Source organism: Mesorhizobium sp. NPDC059054, from assembly GCF_042739215.1.
GTDB lineage: Bacteria > Pseudomonadota > Alphaproteobacteria > Rhizobiales > Rhizobiaceae > Mesorhizobium.
This window is the reverse complement of sequence record NZ_JBHYHV010000004.1, coordinates 726279-746198: the sequence shown is the minus strand read 5'-3', so window position 1 is coordinate 746198 and position 19920 is coordinate 726279. Positions and strand designations below refer to the sequence as shown.

The 19920-nt window shown below is 61.5% G+C and carries 19 protein-coding genes; 7 read left to right on the top strand and 12 right to left on the bottom strand.

Annotated elements, in window-relative coordinates; all coding sequences use genetic code 11:
• Positions 1 to 17: 17 nt before the first annotated feature.
• Both ACFWXH_RS20920 and ACFWXH_RS20915 read left to right on the top strand, forming a co-directional pair.
• Positions 18 to 1220 carry an adenosylhomocysteinase gene (locus tag ACFWXH_RS20920; RefSeq protein ID WP_379123273.1) on the top strand — a complete coding sequence of 401 codons (1203 nt, stop codon included), beginning with the start codon at positions 18 to 20 and terminating at the stop codon, positions 1218 to 1220.
• A gap of 80 nt (positions 1221 to 1300) precedes the next feature.
• Positions 1301 to 2071 (top strand): IclR family transcriptional regulator, encoded by a 771-nt coding sequence (locus ACFWXH_RS20915; protein WP_379123272.1) that lies wholly within the window; start codon positions 1301 to 1303, stop codon positions 2069 to 2071.
• Positions 2072 to 2145: 74 nt separating this feature from the next.
• On the opposite strand, the gene ACFWXH_RS20910 is transcribed toward ACFWXH_RS20915, so the two are convergent.
• Together ACFWXH_RS20910 and ACFWXH_RS20905 are read right to left on the bottom strand one after the other, a co-directional pair.
• Positions 2146 to 2883, bottom strand: coding sequence for an aspartate/glutamate racemase family protein (locus tag ACFWXH_RS20910; protein WP_379123271.1), 738 nt, complete (start codon positions 2881 to 2883; stop codon positions 2146 to 2148).
• Between the two features lie 29 nt (positions 2884 to 2912).
• On the bottom strand, positions 2913 to 4637 hold the full coding sequence (locus ACFWXH_RS20905) for a GMC family oxidoreductase (RefSeq protein WP_379123270.1): 1725 nt from the start codon (positions 4635 to 4637) through the stop codon (positions 2913 to 2915).
• 274 nt (positions 4638 to 4911) lie between these two features.
• Here ACFWXH_RS20905 and ACFWXH_RS20900 point away from each other — a divergent pair, with 274 nt between their 5' ends.
• Positions 4912 to 5826, top strand: a complete 915-nt coding sequence (locus ACFWXH_RS20900; RefSeq protein WP_379123269.1) for a LysR family transcriptional regulator — start codon at positions 4912 to 4914, stop codon at positions 5824 to 5826.
• 37 nt (positions 5827 to 5863) lie between these two features.
• On the opposite strand, the gene ACFWXH_RS20895 is transcribed toward ACFWXH_RS20900, so the two are convergent.
• The 9 genes from ACFWXH_RS20895 to ACFWXH_RS20855 form a co-directional block, all read right to left on the bottom strand.
• Positions 5864 to 7297: an NAD-dependent succinate-semialdehyde dehydrogenase gene (locus ACFWXH_RS20895; protein WP_379123268.1), complete on the bottom strand. Its 1434-nt coding sequence runs from the start codon at positions 7295 to 7297 to the stop codon at positions 5864 to 5866.
• A gap of 36 nt (positions 7298 to 7333) precedes the next feature.
• Positions 7334 to 7996, bottom strand: a complete 663-nt coding sequence (locus tag ACFWXH_RS20890) for an amino acid ABC transporter permease (RefSeq protein ID WP_379123267.1) — start codon at positions 7994 to 7996, stop codon at positions 7334 to 7336.
• Positions 7993 to 8667: an amino acid ABC transporter permease gene (locus ACFWXH_RS20885; RefSeq protein ID WP_054310474.1), complete on the bottom strand. Its 675-nt coding sequence runs from the start codon at positions 8665 to 8667 to the stop codon at positions 7993 to 7995. The genes ACFWXH_RS20890 and ACFWXH_RS20885 overlap by 4 nt, the downstream gene beginning before the upstream one ends.
• A 6-nt stretch (positions 8668 to 8673) precedes the next feature.
• Complete coding sequence (locus ACFWXH_RS20880; protein ID WP_054310473.1) at positions 8674 to 9438, bottom strand: transporter substrate-binding domain-containing protein; 765 nt, start codon at positions 9436 to 9438, stop codon at positions 8674 to 8676.
• A 290-nt stretch (positions 9439 to 9728) separates the two neighbouring features.
• On the bottom strand, positions 9729 to 10439 hold the full coding sequence (locus ACFWXH_RS20875; protein ID WP_379123266.1) for an SDR family oxidoreductase: 711 nt from the start codon (positions 10437 to 10439) through the stop codon (positions 9729 to 9731).
• A gap of 13 nt (positions 10440 to 10452) precedes the next feature.
• On the bottom strand, positions 10453 to 11196 hold the full coding sequence (locus tag ACFWXH_RS20870) for an aspartate/glutamate racemase family protein (RefSeq protein WP_379123265.1): 744 nt from the start codon (positions 11194 to 11196) through the stop codon (positions 10453 to 10455).
• A gap of 10 nt (positions 11197 to 11206) precedes the next feature.
• Positions 11207 to 12520 (bottom strand): FAD-dependent oxidoreductase, encoded by a 1314-nt coding sequence (locus ACFWXH_RS20865; RefSeq protein ID WP_379123264.1) that lies wholly within the window; start codon positions 12518 to 12520, stop codon positions 11207 to 11209.
• Position 12521: 1 nt separating this feature from the next.
• A complete protein-coding gene (locus tag ACFWXH_RS20860; protein WP_379123263.1) occupies positions 12522 to 12779 on the bottom strand; it encodes a 2Fe-2S iron-sulfur cluster-binding protein in 258 nt (85 codons plus the stop codon).
• A complete protein-coding gene (locus tag ACFWXH_RS20855; protein ID WP_379123262.1) occupies positions 12776 to 13930 on the bottom strand; it encodes an NAD(P)/FAD-dependent oxidoreductase in 1155 nt (384 codons plus the stop codon). The genes ACFWXH_RS20860 and ACFWXH_RS20855 overlap by 4 nt, the downstream gene beginning before the upstream one ends.
• Before the next feature lie 321 nt (positions 13931 to 14251).
• Between ACFWXH_RS20855 and ACFWXH_RS20850 the strand changes: the two genes are divergently transcribed.
• Genes ACFWXH_RS20850 through ACFWXH_RS20835 form a run of 4 tightly spaced genes read left to right on the top strand, consistent with a single transcriptional unit; the run spans position 14252 to position 19079 of the window.
• Positions 14252 to 14983, top strand: coding sequence for an aspartate/glutamate racemase family protein (locus ACFWXH_RS20850; protein ID WP_379123261.1), 732 nt, complete (start codon positions 14252 to 14254; stop codon positions 14981 to 14983).
• A 40-nt stretch (positions 14984 to 15023) separates the two neighbouring features.
• Positions 15024 to 16817 carry a thiamine pyrophosphate-binding protein gene (locus tag ACFWXH_RS20845; RefSeq protein WP_379123260.1) on the top strand — a complete coding sequence of 598 codons (1794 nt, stop codon included), beginning with the start codon at positions 15024 to 15026 and terminating at the stop codon, positions 16815 to 16817.
• Between the two features lie 33 nt (positions 16818 to 16850).
• Entirely contained in the window at positions 16851 to 17789 is a 939-nt protein-coding gene (locus ACFWXH_RS20840) for a 4-hydroxy-tetrahydrodipicolinate synthase family protein (RefSeq protein WP_379123259.1), read from the top strand.
• Positions 17790 to 17828: 39 nt separating this feature from the next.
• Entirely contained in the window at positions 17829 to 19079 is a 1251-nt protein-coding gene (locus ACFWXH_RS20835) for a D-amino acid dehydrogenase (RefSeq protein WP_379123258.1), read from the top strand.
• A gap of 30 nt (positions 19080 to 19109) precedes the next feature.
• On the opposite strand, the gene ACFWXH_RS20830 is transcribed toward ACFWXH_RS20835, so the two are convergent.
• A complete protein-coding gene (locus ACFWXH_RS20830; RefSeq protein ID WP_379123257.1) occupies positions 19110 to 19790 on the bottom strand; it encodes a GntR family transcriptional regulator in 681 nt (226 codons plus the stop codon).
• Positions 19791 to 19920: the final 130 nt, after the last annotated feature.

The window sequence follows — 19920 nt, the reverse complement described above, 5'->3', positions numbered from 1 at the left end:
AGATTTGGAGGCGAACGATGATGACGACAGGCAGCCAGGACATGACTCAGACAGACCTGCTCGAGCGCGGTCGTTTGCGAACCGAGTGGATACGCTCGCGCATGTCATTGCTTGCCGGTCTGCGATCCGAATTCGAGACGGTGCGACCGTTTGCGGGTCGGCGCATCGGCGTCTCGCTTCACATCGAGCCGAAGACAGCCGTGCTGCTCGAAGTGTTGCACACCGGAGGCGCCGAGATCGTCGGAACAGGCAATCACGGCTCGACCCAGGACGACATCGTTGCCTTCCTGAAAAGCCAGGGCATCGGCATCATCGGCCGTCGTGACGACACGCTGGCCGAACATCATGCCAATCTCGGACGGATACTTGATGCCGCACCCGACATACTGCTCGACAACGGCGCCGACCTTGCCGCCGGAGCGGTGGCCCGCGGGATGGCTGGTTCCATTCTCGGCGGCACCGAGGAAACGACGTCCGGCGGCGACCGCCTGCGCGGCGAACTCGGCGGCAAGATCCCGTTTCCTTCCATCGTCATCAACGACAGTCCGCTCAAGCAGATCGGCGAGAACAAGCACGCCGTAGGCCAGTCGGTGGTCGAGAGCTTCATGCGCATCACCAATCTGATGGTTCCGGGCAGACGCTTCTGCGTCATTGGATACGGCTGGTGCGGGCGCGGCATTGCGCAGTATCTGCGTGCCTTGGGCGGACGGGTCGCGGTCGTGGAGGTCGATGAGATCAAGGCACTCGAAGCCGCGCTCGACGGTTTTCGCGTCGCCGCGCTGGACACGCTGGCTCCCTGGGCCGAGGTCTTCATCACCGCGACCGGCCGCAATGGCGTTCTGCCGGCGCATGTCGCCGGCGCTATGAGGAACGGCGCTGTGCTTGCCAACTCCGGGCATTTCCCATGGGAGATCGACGTCGAAGGGTTGCGCGCGCAGGCGGTCAAGACCACCTCTCTCGACGAGGCGCTTGAACGCCTCGACTTTTCAGACGGGCATCACCTGATCCTTGTGGCCGACGGCCGTATGTTCAACCTGGCCGGCCGCGAACCGAAGGGCAATTCGATCGAGTCGATGGATCTCGGTTTCATGCTGCAGGCGCTTTCGCTCGAGCGCGTCGTCTCGGGGACCGGACTCGTTCCCGGCGCGCAGCCGGTGCCCGACGACATAAACCGGCGCATCGCGAAATTGATGGTCGAGGCGATGGGCTCGGCCGCATGATTGGATCGGTGCCTGTTTCGTGACGCCGCGCTCTATAGTGTGGGACGAAATCCTGATTCGGGCGTCGGCGAGGTAAGGACATGGCCAGGAAGGATAGCGTGGAGACGCCGGATTATTCGGTCCCCGCGCTGGAGAAAGCCTTCGATATCATCGAGTTGCTCGCCAACCAGAAGGACGGTCTGAGCCAGGGCCAGATATCCGAGGCCGTGGGCCGCTCGATCCACCAGATCTACCGCGTGCTGCAGGCATTGGAAGCGCGCGGCTACATCTATCGTGAGCGGCCGGGAGGCCTGTATTTCCTGTCGATGACGATGTTCGAGCTGGCACACCGGCACGAGCCGCTGCGTGGGCTCGTCCAGATCGCGCTGCCGCAGATGCGGCGCCTCTCCGATGAACTCCAGCAATCCTGCAATCTCGGCATTCATTCGGCGGGCCGCGTTCTCATCCTGGCGCAGGTCGAGAGTCCGGCACCGTTCGGCTTCCGCGTTCGCGTCGGGGCCGAATTTCCGTTGTTCGCCACCGCGACCGGCCGGGCGTTGATGGCATTTCAGCCGGAAGCGATCGCCGAGAAATGGCTCGATGGTGAACCGCATGAGCGCGCGGCCGCCAAAGCGACACTCGGGATTATCCGGGAGCGGGGCTTCGAAGAGCAGCCGGACGGGCTCCAGCCCGGGATCACCGATCTCGCCTTTCCCATTCTCGGGCGATATGGCGACTCCGTCGCGGCGCTGACCGTGCCCTATGTGGCAACAACCTACAGCTCCCTCGACCAGGCGACCGTGCGACGCCACGCGGCTTCTGCCGCGCGCGAGATCGGGACGTTGATCGCACCGCGCGGCGAGAACGAATGAACCCGGCATACCTTGCTTCGGGTGCGATCGCTTGACAGGCGGCAGGCCAAACCGAGCCAACCACCTGCGGCTGTTCAATATGCCCCTTCGAAACGCCGACGCTGACAAGCAGCCCGGACATAGTCGATCATCGTGGTGAAATCGAACACCGGAAGTCGGATCCTTTCCTGCAGTGCCTTGGCATAGGGAGGCAGGTTCGAGCATTCGAGCAGCACCGCGCCAATTGCCGGATTTTTCCGCACCAGTTCGCAGCCGGCCTCGACCAGCTCGTGCTCGACCAGCTCCGGGTCGATGGACCCTTCCTCCCTCAGGATGGCCGAACGGAATTCCGGCTGGTTCTCCATACCGCTGACGAAGATGGCCTTGTCCCTGGCCGGGAAGGCTTTCGTCAGCATCTCTTCCGTCAGGCTCTGGGCATTGGCGCAGACAATTCCAATCGCTTGCGATGGCGCCAAAATGGAGGAAATGAAGGGGAGTTGGAGCAGGCTGGACAACATGACCGGTATATTCACCGATTCCCGCACCATCTCCTGGAAGTGCAGCATGTAGCCGCAATCGCTGGTGATGGCTTTCACGCCTTGCGCTTCCAGAAAGCGCGCGGCCTCGATGATGTTCGACCTCAGCGTGAGGTCGCCCTCTTCGACCAGCCTCTGGATCGTGACCTCCGGAACCTTATGATACAGGACCGGATAGTCGTAGGTGTACGCGTTGCCGACGTCACCCGGCACGAACGGATTGAAGCAGTCGATCATCAGGATGCCGATATCGTGGCCGTAGCTGATGGCTCCTGGCCGTCCTGCAAGGCGGGTCATTTCCGGTCTTCCTTCTCGCTTCCCGCAATTCAGGCGGCGACCGTGACGGTCTGGTTCTGGATATGATGAGCCATCTTCTCGGCAATCATCATGGTCGACAGGTTGGTCGTTGCACAGGGGACGGAAGGCATCACGGAAGCATCGACCACGCGAAGGCCGTTTACCCCGTAGACCCTGCCTTCGCTGTCTACGACCGCCGCCGGATCGTTCGGCCTTCCCATCCTGCACGTACCGCATGCGTGCCAGTCGCCCTGTACGCCGGTGCGGATCCAATTCTCGAGGACACGTTCGTCGTTCAGAACCTTTTCGAGGGTAAAGCGGCTGTCGACAGCCTTGCCGAGAACAAAGCTGCGCGCCGCGCCGCCGAAATCGAGAAACGAGGCCGCCACGCGGGTCTTGAGGTCGTTCAGGCGGGTCTTGGCTGCCAGATTTCGGATCGAATCCGCATAGATGCCCGGCCAATGGCTGCGGACGAATTCGCTTGCCGGCGCCTTGCTCAGAATGTCGCTCACCCAGAGGGCGGTGGATTTCATCCGGTCGAGGTCGCGGGGGTCCGACAGGTAGTTGAACGCGACGAAAGGATGCTTGCCCGCACCGGGTTCCCGCAGCTGAAGGTAGCCTTTCGAAAAGGCCTTGTTCGGACCGAAATTGACCATGGCCAGACGCTTGCCCAGCTCGCTCCAAGCGAAGCGGCCGGAAACGGTGAGCTTCATGTCGGTCGAGGGGCAGCCGGCGTGGCCGGAACTCCAGCGCATGTGCATCAGCAGGTTGCTCTTGACGTAGTTCTCCATCATTCCCGTCGGGTGCAGATACACAGCGAAGCCGATCAGCGGGTGATCTTGCAGGTTGTGTCCGACGCCCGGGCGGTCCGCCAGCACCGGTATGCCCATGTCCTGCAAATGATGGCCAGGACCTATACCGGCCCTGAGCAGCATGGCCGGCGAATGGATCGCGCCCGCCGACAGGATGATCTCCTCGCCTTTGAATGTCTGCACCTGGCCATTGCGCCTTACCTTGACGCCTGTCGCGATCTTGCCCTCGAATTCGATGGCTTCGACGAAACTGTCACTCAGGATGGTCAGGTTCCTGCGCGAGCGTGTCGCCTCGTCGAGATAGCCGGCGGCGGACGAGACCCTGTGATCGTAGATGTTGTTGCGGGTGAACGGGAAACAGCTGTCCGTTGGCTCGGCATGGCAGTTGTCGACATAGGGAATGCCTCGCGCCGCGACCGAGTCGCGCATCGCCAGCGCGAACTTGCTCCAGTGCTTCGGGAAGGTTCGCCGGATCGGGATCGGCCCTGGTCGCTGGCCGTTGGTCTCTGGGAAATCGATGTCGTTCTCAAGCCTCTGGAAAAACGGCAGGCAGGCTTCATAGGACCAACCCTCGGCCCCGAGCTTTTCCCATTCGTCATAGTCGGAAGGGATACCGCGAATGGCGACCTGGCCGTTGACTGTGGAACCGCCGCCCATCACGCGCGCCTGCTCGTAACGACGCGGCTTCATCTCGGCCTGGACCTCTTTCGGCGAGCGGTTACCGACGGGATCGGCGAAGGCGGTCAATTCGGTCCAGTAGCGATTGGGCTGGAAATAATCCGGCAGGAAGGAATCGCCGTAGATCGAGCGTGGCACATCTTCCGGCGGGGTGTCGGGACCGGCCTCGATCAGGCAGACAGTATCCTTGCCGGACCGCGTCAGTCGATTTGCAAGAACGCAGCCCGCCGATCCGCCGCCAACAATGATGTATTTGTAGTTCATGCCGATTTTCCGTCAGATCTCTGAAGCACTCGGTGCGTGACCGGAACCGATCCATTTCGAAGGCTAGCCGCCGAAGAAATCGATCAGAATACAAATTTAACTTCGGAGTGTAGCGAAAAGCTTGGAACATCCCGTCCCGGGAGAACAGCGTCGGATCGCGATCCCAATGGAGTTTGGAATGGCGCTCTGGTAGGACTCCGTTCGAAAAGCGTCTACCCGTTCGGGCGTGCGACATGCCGATGCAGCCGGCCTGGCTCTCTTTGGAAGGACCTGGATGAAAGACGTCAGCCTAACCCTGGTTCAAACATTCCATCTGGTTGCCAAGGAAGGCTCCTATTCCGGAGCGGCTCGCAAGCTGAACATATCTTACCAGTCGGTCGCCAACCATATTCGCAGGTTTGAACAGATCCTTGGCGAAAAGCTCGTCATTTCCGAGCAAGGCGCGAAATCGACCATGCTGACGGCACGGGGCAAGACGCTCTACCATCTTCTGGTGCCCGAGCTGGACGCCATGCTCAGCCGCCTCAACACGCTGGTCGACAAGGAGCGACCGGTTATCCGGCTCGGTATGCCGCAGGCGATCTTCTATTATCTGCTGCCGCAGGTGATCAGCGATTTCAACGAAATCCATCCGGACGTCCAGATCGTCTGCTACGAGCGGGATGTGGCGCTTGTCGATCTGATCAAGATCGGCCAGGTCGATGCCTTCATCACCGAGAGACCCTATGTTGGCGACGAGGTCGTGCAGCATACACTCGGCGCCTACAAATTGTTCCTGGTCTACCCATCCGACTGGCCCGCGCCCTCCAGTTTGCCGTCGCTGGCCGACTGGGCGGACGGGCGGCCTTATGTGACGTTCGAACCCGGTCACATGCTGCGCAACATGGCGCTGGACCTGATGCGCCAGGACGGCAAGGCACCGCAGGTCGCGATCTCGGCCTCATCAAGCTCGAGCGTCAAGCGTTGCGTGGAAAAAGGCCTTGGCTTCACGATCCTGCCCGGATGGACGCTCGACGGCATTGGCGACAATCTTTCCACGGTCTTGCTGGACGAGTTGAAGGAAATCCCGGTCTATTTCGGAGAGTCGCGCTATCTAGCGAAGAACCCGTATATTTCGTTGCTACGCGATCTATGCGCCAAAAATTTCTCCCTGTACTTCACGCCCGGCAACACCGTGGTGGAGCAGTAAGCGCCGGGATTTTCATCCGTGACGGCGTGTCACCGGATCAGGCGTCAAGGCCGACCTGGGTGGCGAACTTCACCGCGAGATAGGCATCGACTCCCTCGGTGCCACCTTCGGAACCGAAGCCGCTGTCTTTGACCCCACCAAAGGGATGTTCGGGCAAACCAAGGCCATGGTGATTGATCGAGATCATGCCGGCCTCGATGCGATCGGTGATCTCGGCTGCGGTCCTGGCGGAAGAGGTATAGGCATAGGAAGCCAACCCGTAGGGCAGGCGATTTGCCTCCGCCAGTGCCTCGTCGAAATCGTCGAAGCGGTTGATCAGCGCCAACGGCCCGAATGGTTCGACATTCATGGCCATGGCATCGGTCGGGACGTCGGAGATCACGGTCGGTTCGAAGAAATTGCCCTGATTGCCGATGCGTGCGCCGCCATGGCGCAGATGCGCGCCCTTGGCGACAGAGTCCGCCACCATGGCTTCCATCGCCGCGATGCGGCGGCTGTTGGCGAGCGGCCCCATGACGGTGCCTTTATCCATGCCGTTGCCCACTTTCATCCCGGCCGTGTGACAGACGAAATGATCGGTGAACCGATCGAACAGCCTGCTGTGGACGAGAATGCGTGTCGGCGAGCCGCAGACCTGGCCGGCATTGCGGTATTTCTTGCTGCTGAGAATCGCGGCGGCGCGCTGCCAGTTGGCGTCTTCGAAGACGATCGCCGGGGCATGACCGCCCAGTTCCATCGTGATCTTGGTGAGATGTTGCCCGGCAAGCGATGCCAACTGGCGACCGACGGCCGTCGAGCCCGTGAAGGACAGTTTCTTCACGCGCGGATCGGCGATCAGCCGTTCCGAGATCTCGTTCGGCGCGCCAAAGAGAAGATTGAGCGCGCCAGCAGGCAAGCCTGCCTCGGCGAATGCTTCTGCCATGGCCGCGGGCGCGCTCGGCGTCTCTTCCGCCGCCTTCAGGATCACGGTGCAGCCGGCGGCAAGAGCGGCGGCAACCTTGTGCGCCGCCGTGTTGATCGGAAAGTTCCATGGGCTGAATGCCGCGACCACGCCGACCGGTTCCTTCAAGACCATCTGGCGCACGTCGTGCGCACGGCCCGGTATGATGCGGCCATAGGTGCGACGGCCCTCCTCGGCGCTCCAGTCGATGAGATCGGCGGTGACCGACACCTCCGACAACGCTTCGACGGTCGGCTTGCCCTGCTCGCGCGTGATCATGGCGGCGATATCCTGCGCCCTGTCGCGGATAATGTTGGCAGCCCGGCGCAGGATGGCGGAACGGTCATATGGGCTCGTCAGCCGCCACGTCCTGAAGGCCGTTGCTGCGGCATCGACGGCCCTGTCGATGTCGGCGATCTCGGCTTTGGCAACCTTACCGCAGGCTTCGCCGGTGGCCGGATCATGGACAGGACGCCACTGCCCTGCCTCCCCTTCCTGCCATTGGCCGTCGATCCACAGCATCGTCGTCATGCCTGCCTCCTGCGTGGTTTCAAAGAAGATCCCGGCCTATTTCGAGAAGCGCCTTTCGAGATAAAGCGTGAGATAGGCGAGCGGGATCAGAATGAGCGAAAAGAAGATCGCCAGCGTCGTATAGGCTTCGATCGGCCTGAACTCCTGGTCGGCAACATTCTTCGTGTTGAGGACAAGTTCGCTATAGGCGATCAGCGAGGCGATGGTGGTCAGCTTGATGATCTCCATCGCCTGATTGGCGAAGGGCGGGATCATCTTGCGAACTGCCTGGGGCAAGACCACCAGCCTCAAGGTCTGCCAGCGCGACAGGGCTAGCGACCGCGCCGCCTCGTACTGGCCCTTGGAGATGGAGGCGATGCCTCCCTTGAAGATGCCGGCGATATAGCTGGCGCTGTAGAGTGAAAATGCGATCACCGCCGCGATGAAGGGCGTCAACTGCATGCCGATCAGGACCGGCAGCGCATAGTAGATCCACAACAGTTGCACCATGGAGGGCGTGTTGCGAAAGATGCCGATAAAGCCCTGGGCCGGCAGCCGCACCACTTTCCGGTTCGAGGACAGGGCGATGCCGAGCAGCAGGCCCACCAATGTGCCGAGCACAAGACAGACCGCCGCCAGAATGAGTGTGCCTTCGAAACCTCTCAGCAGATAGGGAGCGTTCTTCCAGATGCTGGAGAAATCCCAGCCGAAATTGTTCATGCGTGGCCTCCCGAAACGGAAAGCCTTCTTTCCAGATAGGCGGCCAGCTGGTTCAGGGTGAAGATGACGACGAAGTAGATGCCGGCGATGATCGTATAGGTTTCAAGCGGACGGTAGGTGGTCGAGGAAATCAGCGACGCCTGATAGGCCAGTTCGCCGTATGCGATACCCGCCGCCAGCGCGGTGCCCTTGACGATCTCGCTGAGCACGTTGACCAACACCGGCACGATCGTGCGCAGGGCCTGCGGTGCGATAACCAGCCAGAACATCTGCCCCAGATGCAGACCAAGCGCCCGCGCCGCCTCCCACTGTCCGACAGCGACGGAGGAAATGCCGGCGCGAAAGACCTCGGCCAGATAGGCGGCATTCTGGAGACCAAGTGCCAGCGCCGCGGCCTGGAATGAGCTGAGACGAATGCCGGTCAGGATCGGGAAAGCGAAGTAAAACCAGATGATCAGGACCAGCAGCGCCGAGGTGCGGAAGAAATCGACAAAACCGCGTGCGATGAAATACGGAAAGCGGTATTTCGACAGCAGCACGATCGATAGAGCAAAGCCGAGCGGGACCGCGATCGCCACCGTGGTCGCCGTCAGCTTCAGGGTCGCGACAAGACCGCTGACCAGCATGTCACTGCTGCGCAGAACGACGCTGAAATCCCAAGTATAGTTCATGCTTTCTCAGATCATCCGTTCGCGCATCAGCGGTACGGTCTTGGAGGGATCGAGGCCTCTCCAACGGGCATAATCCTCATAGGCGTTCTGGATTTCACTGGAATGGTAGAGATAGGCGATCGCGGTGCTGAGATAGTCGCGCAGGCGCGGATTGGTCTCGTAGGGCAGGCCGCCGCCAGAGGGAATGGCGAACAGCGGCTTCGGGATGACGACGGTGCCCATCTTCAGCCTTTCGCGCAACAGATCCATCTCCGGCCCTGCCCCGGTGATGCCCTGGACACGGCCGCCCTGGAAGGCGGCATAGGTCTGCGAAGCTTCCTGAAAGCGGACGATATTGGCCTTGGGCAGCAGCTTGGAGATGAACTGGTCCATCGATGTGCCTAGCATGACCGCTACGGCGAAGTCGGGTTTATCGAGCTCGGACCACTTCGTAACCTTGATGTCATCTGTGACCAGAAGGTTGAAGGGGTTCCAGGCCATCTGAGTGGTCAGGAAGTCGATCGCAAGCGCGCGCAGCGGCGTACCGTCAAGGGATAGCATCACGTCGAATTGGCCTGCTTGCAGGCCAGCCACCGCCGTCGCCCAGGTGGTCTCGACGAGCTGGAGCTTTATGCCCATGGCATCCGCCAGCATCTTGGCTGTAGCGGGTCCGACGCCGCGCCAGATGACGCCGTTGGACTCCACGCCGCCCGGATCGGAGCTGCCGCTGGTATCCTTGAAATACCATGGCTCGCTGTTGGCGGCGCCGAAGCGGATGACGCCGGCCTTCATGATCCGGTCCCAAGCATCTCCGCCCGCCGCCGCATCCTGTGCCCGAGCAGGAGACACGGCGGAGGCCGCCATTGCTGCAGCAACACCCATGACAGGAAGACCAGTCAGAAGATTTCTTCTTGATTCATCCATCTTGATACTCCCATTTTTCTTGAATGAACTCGCCGGTTATCTTGTTTATTTAGTATGGACGACGTTGGCATCGTGACGATATTTTGGCGAGAGACTATACAAAATCGTATGTCCATCCTATCGGCATTCTTGGATCATCGATGCCGCCAGCGACACGGTCAGATACCTGCCACCAAACCACCGTCAACGAGCAGGTTCTGGCCGGTGACGTAGCCTGACTGGTCGGACAGGAAGAACTCGACGACGCCGGCCAGTTCATCGACCGTGCCGTAGCGGCCGGCGGGAATCTTGGCTAGCCAGTCCTGGTCGATGGGACGGTTGTCGATAAAGCCGGGCATGATCGAATTGACCCGCACACCGTCACCCGCATATTCGCGCGCCACCAGCCGGGTGTAGTTGGACAGAGCGGCGCGCAGCGCGCCGGAGACAGCGAATTTCCTGTTGGGTTGGACAGCCGCATGTGAGGATATCGTCACGATCGATCCGCCGCCCGATTTGCGGAACACGGGCAACAGCAGACCCAGCAGGACGGCAAGCGGCATGACGGTCAAATCAAGCCCGGTGTGCCATTCCTGTGACGTCAGGCCGAGCAGTTCGCCCTTTCTCGGATGGCCGGTACTGATCACCGCGCCGTCGATCATGCCGAATTCCTCGACAGCTGTGTCGACCAGATGGCGAAGATCGCTTGCGTTGGTGATGTCGCCACATACGGCGATCCCGTCCAATTCCCGGGCAAGCTCGATCACCTGATCGGAGCGGGCCAAAAGTGCCAGCCGCCAGCCTCTCTTTGCCAAATAACGCGCACATCCCGCGCCGAGCCCCGAACCGGCAGCGGTGATGATGGCCGTTTTTCTCGCCTTGTCGGTCATGACGCCCATCTCGCTAAAAGGCTGCTTGAACGAAGCGGCGCGGTTTCAGGCCGAGTGCGAACCATTCGATGAAGTTCACAACGTCGAAGACCGGAAGCCCGGTGGCCCGCGCGACGGCTGGCGAGTGCGGTGGCATATTGGTGCATTCGCAAACGATCGCGCCGACGTCTGGATTGTCGCCCACCAACTGGGATGCCGCGGCGATTACTTCCGCCTCCAGCACCTGGAGGTCGCCCTTGCCGTGGCGGTCGCCGTAATACCGGCGAAAGAGACTGTTGGCCGGCAGTCCCACCGTCGGCGTGTCTTCCGGCGCGCCGGCGGCGGCGAAATGGCGAGGTCCGAGCGAATCGGAAGAGTAGGTAAGCACCCCGACACGCTTTTCGGCGGGCAGGATCTGTTGGACAAGCGGTATCTGCAGCAGGCTGCTCGTCGCCACCGGAACCGGGAGCGCTGACGAGAGCTCTTCCTGAAAGACGGCCAGAAAACCGCAACTCGTGGCGATGCCGCACACACCGGTCTCGACAAGCTCGTTGGCGGCCGTGATGAATGGCTCAAGCAGGCCTTCTGCACCGCCTTCGACCACGCGTTCGGGCCGGGCATCCTTAACGATCTTGAATTGAACGGGTATCGACCAAGTCATGGCGTTGCCGACATCGCCTCTGAAGCGATGAAAATGCGTGTCGAGCATCAAGATGCCGATCGGGAGATCGGCGACGGTGCCGGCTGCACGGGCGGGCGTCGGGACGATGGGGCTCATGGCTCTTCTCTCAGTCCGGGGTTTCAAGGCGTCTTTGGAAAGGATCTTCTTCGATTTCCGCAGCGCAGAGAGCGGCTACCGAGACCGGACGGATGGGCCATCTCGGATAGCCTCGCCCCCGCCCTTCGAGGCTAACCGGATCGAACCCGGCTAGCCTGGCGACATTGGCGCGGCAGAAGCGACCTTGGCAGGAGCCCATGCAGAAGCGCCCAACCAGACGCGTTTCGAAGGCTGATCTGCCGGTCCCGAGCGCGTCCAGATCGGCTTTTCGCGAACCGTCGCAGCGGCAGAGAATTGTCCGATCCTCGATGGAAGCCGGTTCGGACCCCGTCAGCGTCCCAAGCAGGGCTTGCAGTTTCCGCGCCCGGACAACAGCACGCGGCTCCTTGGAGGCAGTCCTTTCGCCCTTCAGGACGGCATCGAGACGTTCGGCGGCGAAAGCGCCGTCGGCAATTGCCGCGTCGGCACCGAGGACTTCACGGCAGTCTCCCGCTTTCGCAATGGGAAAACCGTCGAGATCGGAGCCTCTCGGCAGGCCGACATCGTTCGGCCGCAGGCCGTTTCCGATGACGAGTGTATCCACCTCGTAGTCACGGATTTTTGCCTGCCCGCCGCGTACTTCGACCGCAAGTCGATTGCCCCGTGCTGTTGCCTTCAAAACCCTGACCCCGGTGCGGTAGCGGACACCGGAGAGAACCAACAAACGGGCGTAGGATAGGGTTTCGAATGCCGCCGCGGGGTTGGCCAGCAGTTGAAGCCCGGCCCACGGGCTGCGCCAGGGCGTGCCCTGCTCGAGCAGCGCGAGCGGAGGCCGGTTGGCTGCCGCAAGTTGAGCCGCAACCGCGAAGGACAGGGGTCCAGAGCCGGCAACCAGCGCGCGGCCGTCCATGAAACGACCTGTTTCCTTCAAAATCATCTGGGCGCCGCCGGCGGAGACGACCCCCGGCAGGTCCCATCCCTCGAAAGGTTCGATATGCTCCATCGCGCCGACGGCGAACAGCAAGGCTCTGGGCCTGACCAGCCGGACATGTCCTGTCGCGCGGTCATCGAGCAGCACCTGGCCGGTATCGTCGATGCCGATGAACACGGTTCGAAAGCAGATCCGCACGCTGGCGGCAACTGCTTCCAGCCGCCGAGTCAAACCCGCCCAGTTGTGTTCATGGCGACGGCTCAACAGAGAGATGCCTGGAGCGGCAGCTTGGCGATAAATTGCACCGCCCAGCCGGTCCCTTTGTTCGACAAGGGTGACGGAATGACCGCGCTCGGCCAGGGCCGCTGCCGCGGAGATGCCTGCCGGTCCACCGCCGACGATGAGGACAGACATCTCAGGCATCTTCTGTTTCCCTGAAGGGTCTCAGGCGCATGCCGGCGCAGGCGATCGTGATACAGGCTTCTAAAGGGGGGCCGTCCTGATCCGAGACGAGGCAGGACTGACAAGCGCCGATGCCGCAGAAATAGCGGGCCCGTGTGTGGCTCGAATACGCGCCGAAGTCGGTGACGCCGGCGAGCATCAGAGCCGAAGCAACTGTCTGGCCGCTGGAGAACGGGATTGCGCGGTCGCGCCAATAGAGCGTTCCGTTCACGCCGCCACTCCGCTCGGCGCCAGCCTTGTGGGGTCGAATGCGGCGATGTCCACCTCATGGTCCCTGCCAAGAAGCAGGTCGGCGACGATGCTACCGGTCAGGGGGCCGAGGCAGATGCCATCGCCCTCGAAACCGGTGGCAATCAAAAGATTGTCGACCTCCGGATGAAAGCCGACGATCGGAATTCCATCGTGTGAGGCGCTGCGCACGCCGGAGAAGGTACGGATAACCCGTCGTGTCATCAGCGGCGGATAGAGCTCGATCGCTTCCCGCAGGATTGCCGAGATGGCGCCGATATCGGTGCCGGTATCGACGCGATTGTCCTCACGTGTGCCTCCGATCAGGAACTGACCGGTCAGCAGAGGGTCGATGACCAGGCCAATGGGCGATGGTGGTGTCTTGGCGCCGCGTCGCTTGGCGGCGATGTATGTGGCGGCCATGACCTGGCCATTGAAGGCCGCTTCTCCCGGTCGAGCGCTGTCGGTGATGATGATCTGACCTTTGCGCGGAAAAATCGCCTTGCTGAAGCCGCACAAACGCCCGGACTCCAGGCCCGCCGCCACCACAACGAAGTCGGCGGCGATCTCGCCTTGAGACGTGACGATGCCGGTTACCTTGTTTTCGGCTCGCACCAGGCGCTGACACGCGCAGTTGCGCAGCACGTCGAGCTCGGCCAGACGCAGCAGGCGTTCGGTTATCTGGTAGCCGAGCGCATGGCCGTCGTTCTGCACGATGACACCGCCATGGACGCATTCTCCGAGATCGAGAATCTGCCCGACAAGTCCCGCACGGTCGGCGATTTCGATCGCTTCCCCCGCCGATCTCAAATCGGAAGCATGGAGTTCGAGCAGCGCCATCTCTTCGGCGGACCTGGCAATGAGGTAGGTCGGGCGGCGCTGATAGAGACCGGCCAGAACGCCCTCGTCGGAAAGACGCGCATAGAGGCCGCGCGCCTGCTGGGCAAAGGCCATCAACATGCCGGGTTGCTTGCTGGCAACAGAGATGGCTCCGTCGGACGAGCCGGTGGCGCCAGCCGATGGCGATGAAGAATCGATCAGGACGGCGCGGATGCCCGCGCGGGCCAGGAAATAGGCGACCGATACGCCGACAATTCCTGCGCCGATGACCACCACCTTGGGCGCTTGCGCCATTTCCGATTTCCGGGCCGATCCATTGAGGTGGCCGCAGTTTTTTTGAAATAGAATGGCAAGTCGATCCTAATGAAAGGGTCGTTCTTGTTCGATTTTTTTTAGGTTGGCTCGAACTCCGTGGAAAACCGGCGGGCAAGACGTGCCGCTACAAAAAAGAAACATTGAAGAGGCCGGATTATTGTATTTCAGCACCTTCGCGATGCTGAAATATTCTGCCCCGTTTCGACGTGAGCCGGCCAATCCCTCAAGGATACTCTGCAGCGATTGAGGTCCTAAAAGATTTTCCGGTCCGGATAGAGTTGTCTTGCTGACGGAGCGGATATGAAGCTGAAAGGCGGGTTCACCAACTACGGGGAAGTCATCGGTGTCATCATGCTGGACACGCGTTTTCCGCGTCCCGCAGGCGATATCGGCAACGCCCGATCCTACGATTTTCCAGTTCGTTACAAGACAGTACAGGGTGCGCTGCCGGTCAGGATCATGGGTGATGATCCCGATCCCGAATTGCTGGAACCGTTTATAGCCGCCGCACGGGAACTCGAGCGTGAGGGCGTCAAGGGGATCACGACGAGCTGCGGTTTCCTGGCGCCATTCCAGAGGAAACTGGCCGAGGCGGTCAACATACCGGTCTTTGCTTCCGCCCTTCTACAGGTTCCTGTTGCCAGCGCGCTCATCGGCAAGAACCGGACCGTCGGCGTGTTCACCGAGCGCAGGCAGCATATGAACGATCGCCACTTCCAGGGTGTCGGCTGGTCGCAGAAGAACCTCCGCATCCATGTCCAGGGCATGAAGCCCGATGCGAAGTTCCCGCAAGTCTATATCGGCAACCAGACGGAGCTGGATTTCGATGTGCTGCGAGCGGAGATGGAAGACATGACGCGCGACTTCCTGCGCGACTGCCCCGATGCCGGTGCCATCGTGCTGGAATGCACCAATATGTGCCCCTTCAGCACTTTCATCGCGAACATCTCCGGTCTGCCTGTGTTCGATATCAACACGATGATCAATCTCTTCATGAATGCGTCGCGGCCGCGTGTGTTCGAACAGGCTTGAACGAGGGGCCGACCAGCGGAAGGCAGGAGCAGGAACGATCATGAACGGTGCAACCGCCCTTGTCGAAATGCTCGTCGGCTACGGTGTGGAGGTGATCTTCGGCGTGCCCGGCGACACCAATGTCGCGCTTTATCAGGCGCTGAAGGCAAACGGTGGACGGCTGCGTCACGTAACCTGCCGCGACGAGCGCTCGGCTGTCTTCATGGCGGACTGCTATGCCCGTCTTATCGGCAAGCCGGGAGTGGCCGAAGTGCCAAGCGGTGCGGGCGCTATGTACGGCCTACCCGGCGTCGCGGAGGCGACGCAATCGTCGGTGCCGCTGATTCTGCTCGTCAACGACATACCGCAACCAGGCATGGGTCGTGGAACGCTGACCGAATTGCCGGTGGCAGAGCTGTTCAAGCCCATCGCCAAGGGAGCGGAGGCGTTGGGCAGCATCCAGAAGCTGCCCGAAGTGGTGCGGCGCGCCTTCCGGTTGGCGACGGGAGGCAGGCCTGGTGCGGTCGTCCTCTCGCTGCCAGAAGACATACTCTACGAGACCCTGCCGGACAGCGCCTCCCTGCATGTCGAGCAGCGCTGCCGGAGCGCCCCTTCCAGCCGGGTACATGCGGCTGCGAGTGACGTCGAGATGGCACTCGAGACACTGCATGGATCGAAGCGCCCGTTGATCGTCGCCGGTGGTGGCGTCAACCGATCGCAAGCGGGTGACATGCTGACCCGGCTGGCCGAAAAACTGATGATCCCGGTGGTGACCACCATCACCGGTCAAGGTGTCATCCCCGATGACCATCGGCTGGCCATCGGCATCATCGGCGACAATGGCTTTCATCCCCATGCGCTTTGGGCGCTTCGGCAGGCCGATCTTGCCATCTATGTCGGCTGCCGCATGGGTTCGGTCGCGACCATGAACTGGAAGTTGCCGACAGACAACTCAACGACCAGGATCATTCAAATCGACATCGATCCCGGCATCATCGCCAACACCTACGACGTTGACCTCGCGATGGTCGGCGACGCTCAGGCGGTCCTGTCCGATCTTTACGCGCGGGCACCTGTGGCTGTGCCCGACGCACGCGAGGAATGGATCGCCGAGATCAATGGTCGCCGCAAGGAATTCTGGCGAGGGACCGAACCCAGGCTGAAAAGCGTGCAAGCGCCGCTCCTGCCGGAGCGGGTCATCGACGCTTTGACTGGGCATCTCAGTGGGCCGTGCAACGTCATTTCCGACGCAGGCACGCCGACGCCCTATTCGACACGTTTCCTGCGTCTCGATCACCCGCGCTCGAAACTGGTGATCCCGCGCTTCTTTGGAGGGCTGGGCTACGCCATTCCGGCGGTCGTCGGCGCGCATTTTGCCTGTCCGGAAATGCGCTCGGTGGCGCTGTTCGGTGACGGTTCGCTCGGCATGTCGGCAGGCGAACTGGAGACGATTGCTCGCCTGAAGGTTCCGGCGGTGCTGATCCATTTCAACAACGCCTGCTTTGGCTGGATCAAGGCGTTGCAAAGAGTGCAGAGCGTTGGCCAGGACAATGAAGGGACCTTCGGCGTCGACTTTAGCAGCCTCGACATGAGCAAACTCGCCCAGGTCTATGGCATACGCAGCTTCCGGGTACAGACGTCGACAGAGCTGGAGCAGGCGCTTGCCGCTGCCTTCGCTTCGGACGAGCCGGTCTTCATCGATGTCGTGGTGGAATCGATCGCCGACCGACTGCCGCCTGTCTTTTCCTGGCTGGAGAAGAGCGGCGTTGATCCGGAAGACGTCGGGATCGGAGCAAGGCATCGCTCAAGTCCGACGCGCTCCGTCGAGACAAGCGAACAGGCTTCCAGACCCTGACTGTCGCAGAGAAATCAACTTGGAGGATCTCGCATGCCGAAGCTCAAGATTTCCGGCTCGTTCGTCGCCCTGGTCACGCCCTTCAACGAGAATGGCGCTGTCGATTTCGGCGCCTTCCGTTCATTGCTCGACTTCCAGCGCAGGCATGGCACGGCCGCTGTGCTGATCATGGGTTCGACCGGCGAAACATCGATGCTTTCGCCGGAGGAGAAGCGAGCCATCATTGTCGAGTGCTCGAAGATGAAGACTGCCGATATGGCGATCTTCTACGGCTGCACCGGCAACAACACCGACACAACCATCGCCAATGTGCGCTTCGCGAGGGACAATGGGGCCGACGGCGCGATCCTTGCCGCGCCGTCCTATATCTGCGCGCCGGAATCTGACATCGAAAGCTTCTTCCTCGAAGTCGCGGACGCAACCGACCTGCCGCTGGGAGTCTACAACAATCCGCCGCGCGTGAAGACCGACCTGCATTGGGAGCAGTTGCTGCGCATCTTCAAGCATCCGAACTATGTCATTCACAAAGAATCGACTGCTCGCGTCGGCCAGGTGGCGCAGGTGCTCGCCGGTCGGCCGGACGTTTCGGTGATGTGTTGCGACAGCCCCAATCTCGGCCTGGTTGTACCCACGATGAGCCTTGGCGGGCACGGCACGGCCAACATGACCGGCAATATCGCGCCGGCGGAACTGGCCGTGATCTCCAGGCCGTGGAACAGCCATGTCGAGGCCGGCGACTTCAAGGAAGCGTATCTGAACCTTCTGCCGCTGTTGCACTACACCTATTCGGCAATCAATCCGGTGGCGGTGAAATCGCTGATGAAGGCGCTGGGCATGCCGGTCGGTGCCCTGCGCAAGCCGCTGACGTCCCTGCAAGGGGAGGCGCTGGTCAAGGGCGTTCGCGTCATCGAGGCGCTCGGGCTCGACAGGAAATACGGCTTTTCGATCGACCGCGCGGCGCTGGCCGCCTGAGCGATATCCGATTGTCACCGATTTTCAGGCGGCGGGCTCATGAAGATAGTCGTGCTTGGTGCCGGTGTGGTTGGGGTCACGCTCGCGCACTTCCTCAGCGAGGACGGGCACGACGTCGAGGTCATCGACCGGCAGCCTGGCCCGGCGCTTGAGGCGAGTTTCGGCAACGCCGGCGGTGTCTGTCCAAGCTTCGCGGGGCCTTGGGCGGCGCCGGGCATGCCATTCAAAGTGCTGAAATGGATGCTGACGAGCAGTGGACCGTTGGTTTTCCGCCCACGGTTCAGCAGCCGGCAGTGGCGCTGGCTGCTGCAATTCGTGCTGAACTGTTCGCCACAGCGCTTCGCGGTCAACAAGCAACGCATGCAGCGCATCGCCCATTACAGCAAAGCCCGGCTTGTCAAACTTCGACAGGACACCGGCATCTCCTACGACGAGCGGACAGGCGGCGTGCTGCAGACTTTCGTCACCCAGCAGGAACTAGAGGGTGGAACGCGGTCGAGTGCTGTGCTGAGTGAACTGGGCATCGACCACCGCCTCGTCGACGCCCGGGAGGCCGCACGGATCGAGCCATGCCTCCTGCACGCGAGAAAGCCTTTTGCCGGCGGACTTTATCTTCCTGACGATGAGGTCGGCGACTGCCACCGCTTCACCAGCACGCTGGCTGGGCGATTGGCTGGACGCGGCGTGCTGTTCCGCTACGGCACGACCATCCGCAATATCAGCGTCTTCGGCGGCAAGGTCGAGAGCGTCGACACTTCGTCCGGCAGTTTCACTGCCGATGCCTATGTCGTGGCGCTGGGCGCGGAGGCGCCGTTGCTGCTTTCGCCGATCGGGGTCAGTCTGCCGGTGTACCCCCTGAAAGGCTATTCCCTGACCGCGCCAATCGTCCGGGACGAGATGGCGCCTGGCTGTGCGATCATGGACGAACACACCAAGATCATGGCAAGCCGGCTCGGCAACCGGCTGCGCGTGGCAGGTATGGCCGAACTGGGCGGCTACGACAGGGGCGTGCCGGCCGGCATGGCGCAGGTCATCCGGGAGATCAGCGAGACACTGTTTCCGTTCGCCGCCGACTATGAAGCGGCGACCTTCTGGTCCGGCCTGCGCCCGATGACACCCGACGGTCCGCCTTTTCTTGGCAGCACACCGATCGCCAATCTCTTCCTCAATGCGGGTCAGGGCTCGAACGGCTGGACGCAGGCCTGCGGTTGTGGGCGCATCGTGGCCGATATCATCGGTCGGCGCTCTCCGGAGATCGATATCTCGGGGCTGACACTGGAGACCAGATGAGCGATCCGCTGTTCCGACAGGTCCGCAGACCTATCGATCCGCCTGCGACATGCTCGCCACCAACTCCTCTGCGTCGGCGTCTGCATGGCGTATGGCCAATTGGAATGCCGTGTCCGCGTCTCCGCTGACGATCGCCGCGATCAGAGGTTCGTGCAGGCCGGGTATCTCGCGCGGATCGTGGTAGAACTGGTCGGTCAGCTGGAGGAACATGCGCGTCTGTCCTTCCAGCTTGTTGTAGATGTCCATCAGCCGACGATGCCCCGAGATATCGATGACGGTGCGATGGAATTCGAAATCGAGTTCCACGAGCTTCTTGCGATTTCCGGCATCCGCAGCGGCCTGCATGGCCTGGAGCAGCTTTTGCAGCGCCTTGCGGCCGTCGTCATTGATCCTCTTGGCGGCGAGCCGTGCACCGAGTGCCTCCAATGAATCGCGCAGCATCGAGATCTCGTAGATGTCGGCCTTCTCCACGGTGATGACGAAATTGCCTCGCCTCGGGCGATATTCGATCAATCCCTGAGCCTGGAGGTCCTTCAATGCGGCGCGAATGGTGCCCTGGCTGACATTGAAGCGCGCTGCAAGGTCGAGTTCTATAAGGCGCGTACCAGGCGCGAACTCTCCCTCGACGACAGCCGAGCGCAATGCCTCCCCGATTTCCCGCTCGAGGCTGGCATGGGTATTGCCAGATATTGCGCCTTCGCGCTTGATCATCGATGAAATTCCATGGTCCCGCGCCAGGGGCAACAGCCCGTAGCCATCAATCGGCACGGTAGCGGCAATCGTCCGCAGATCAAGCTCATCAGGTAAAAATATCATTTATCAATAATCGATATTGACACGA

Coding starts and splice junctions, on each gene's coding strand:
- ACFWXH_RS20920 (WP_379123273.1), top strand. CDS start 18: ATGATGACGACAGGCAGCCAGGACATGACTCAGACAGACCTGCTCGAG.
- ACFWXH_RS20915 (WP_379123272.1), top strand. CDS start 1,301: ATGGCCAGGAAGGATAGCGTGGAGACGCCGGATTATTCGGTCCCCGCG.
- ACFWXH_RS20910 (WP_379123271.1), bottom strand. CDS start 2,883: ATGACCCGCCTTGCAGGACGGCCAGGAGCCATCAGCTACGGCCACGAT.
- ACFWXH_RS20905 (WP_379123270.1), bottom strand. CDS start 4,637: ATGAACTACAAATACATCATTGTTGGCGGCGGATCGGCGGGCTGCGTT.
- ACFWXH_RS20900 (WP_379123269.1), top strand. CDS start 4,912: ATGAAAGACGTCAGCCTAACCCTGGTTCAAACATTCCATCTGGTTGCC.
- ACFWXH_RS20895 (WP_379123268.1), bottom strand. CDS start 7,297: ATGACGACGATGCTGTGGATCGACGGCCAATGGCAGGAAGGGGAGGCA.
- ACFWXH_RS20890 (WP_379123267.1), bottom strand. CDS start 7,996: ATGAACAATTTCGGCTGGGATTTCTCCAGCATCTGGAAGAACGCTCCC.
- ACFWXH_RS20885 (WP_054310474.1), bottom strand. CDS start 8,667: ATGAACTATACTTGGGATTTCAGCGTCGTTCTGCGCAGCAGTGACATG.
- ACFWXH_RS20880 (WP_054310473.1), bottom strand. CDS start 9,438: ATGAAGGCCGGCGTCATCCGCTTCGGCGCCGCCAACAGCGAGCCATGG.
- ACFWXH_RS20875 (WP_379123266.1), bottom strand. CDS start 10,439: ATGACCGACAAGGCGAGAAAAACGGCCATCATCACCGCTGCCGGTTCG.
- ACFWXH_RS20870 (WP_379123265.1), bottom strand. CDS start 11,196: ATGAGCCCCATCGTCCCGACGCCCGCCCGTGCAGCCGGCACCGTCGCC.
- ACFWXH_RS20865 (WP_379123264.1), bottom strand. CDS start 12,520: ATGTCTGTCCTCATCGTCGGCGGTGGACCGGCAGGCATCTCCGCGGCA.
- ACFWXH_RS20855 (WP_379123262.1), bottom strand. CDS start 13,930: ATGGCGCAAGCGCCCAAGGTGGTGGTCATCGGCGCAGGAATTGTCGGC.
- ACFWXH_RS20850 (WP_379123261.1), top strand. CDS start 14,252: ATGAAGCTGAAAGGCGGGTTCACCAACTACGGGGAAGTCATCGGTGTC.
- ACFWXH_RS20845 (WP_379123260.1), top strand. CDS start 15,024: ATGAACGGTGCAACCGCCCTTGTCGAAATGCTCGTCGGCTACGGTGTG.
- ACFWXH_RS20840 (WP_379123259.1), top strand. CDS start 16,851: ATGCCGAAGCTCAAGATTTCCGGCTCGTTCGTCGCCCTGGTCACGCCC.
- ACFWXH_RS20835 (WP_379123258.1), top strand. CDS start 17,829: ATGAAGATAGTCGTGCTTGGTGCCGGTGTGGTTGGGGTCACGCTCGCG.
- ACFWXH_RS20830 (WP_379123257.1), bottom strand. CDS start 19,790: ATGATCAAGCGCGAAGGCGCAATATCTGGCAATACCCATGCCAGCCTC.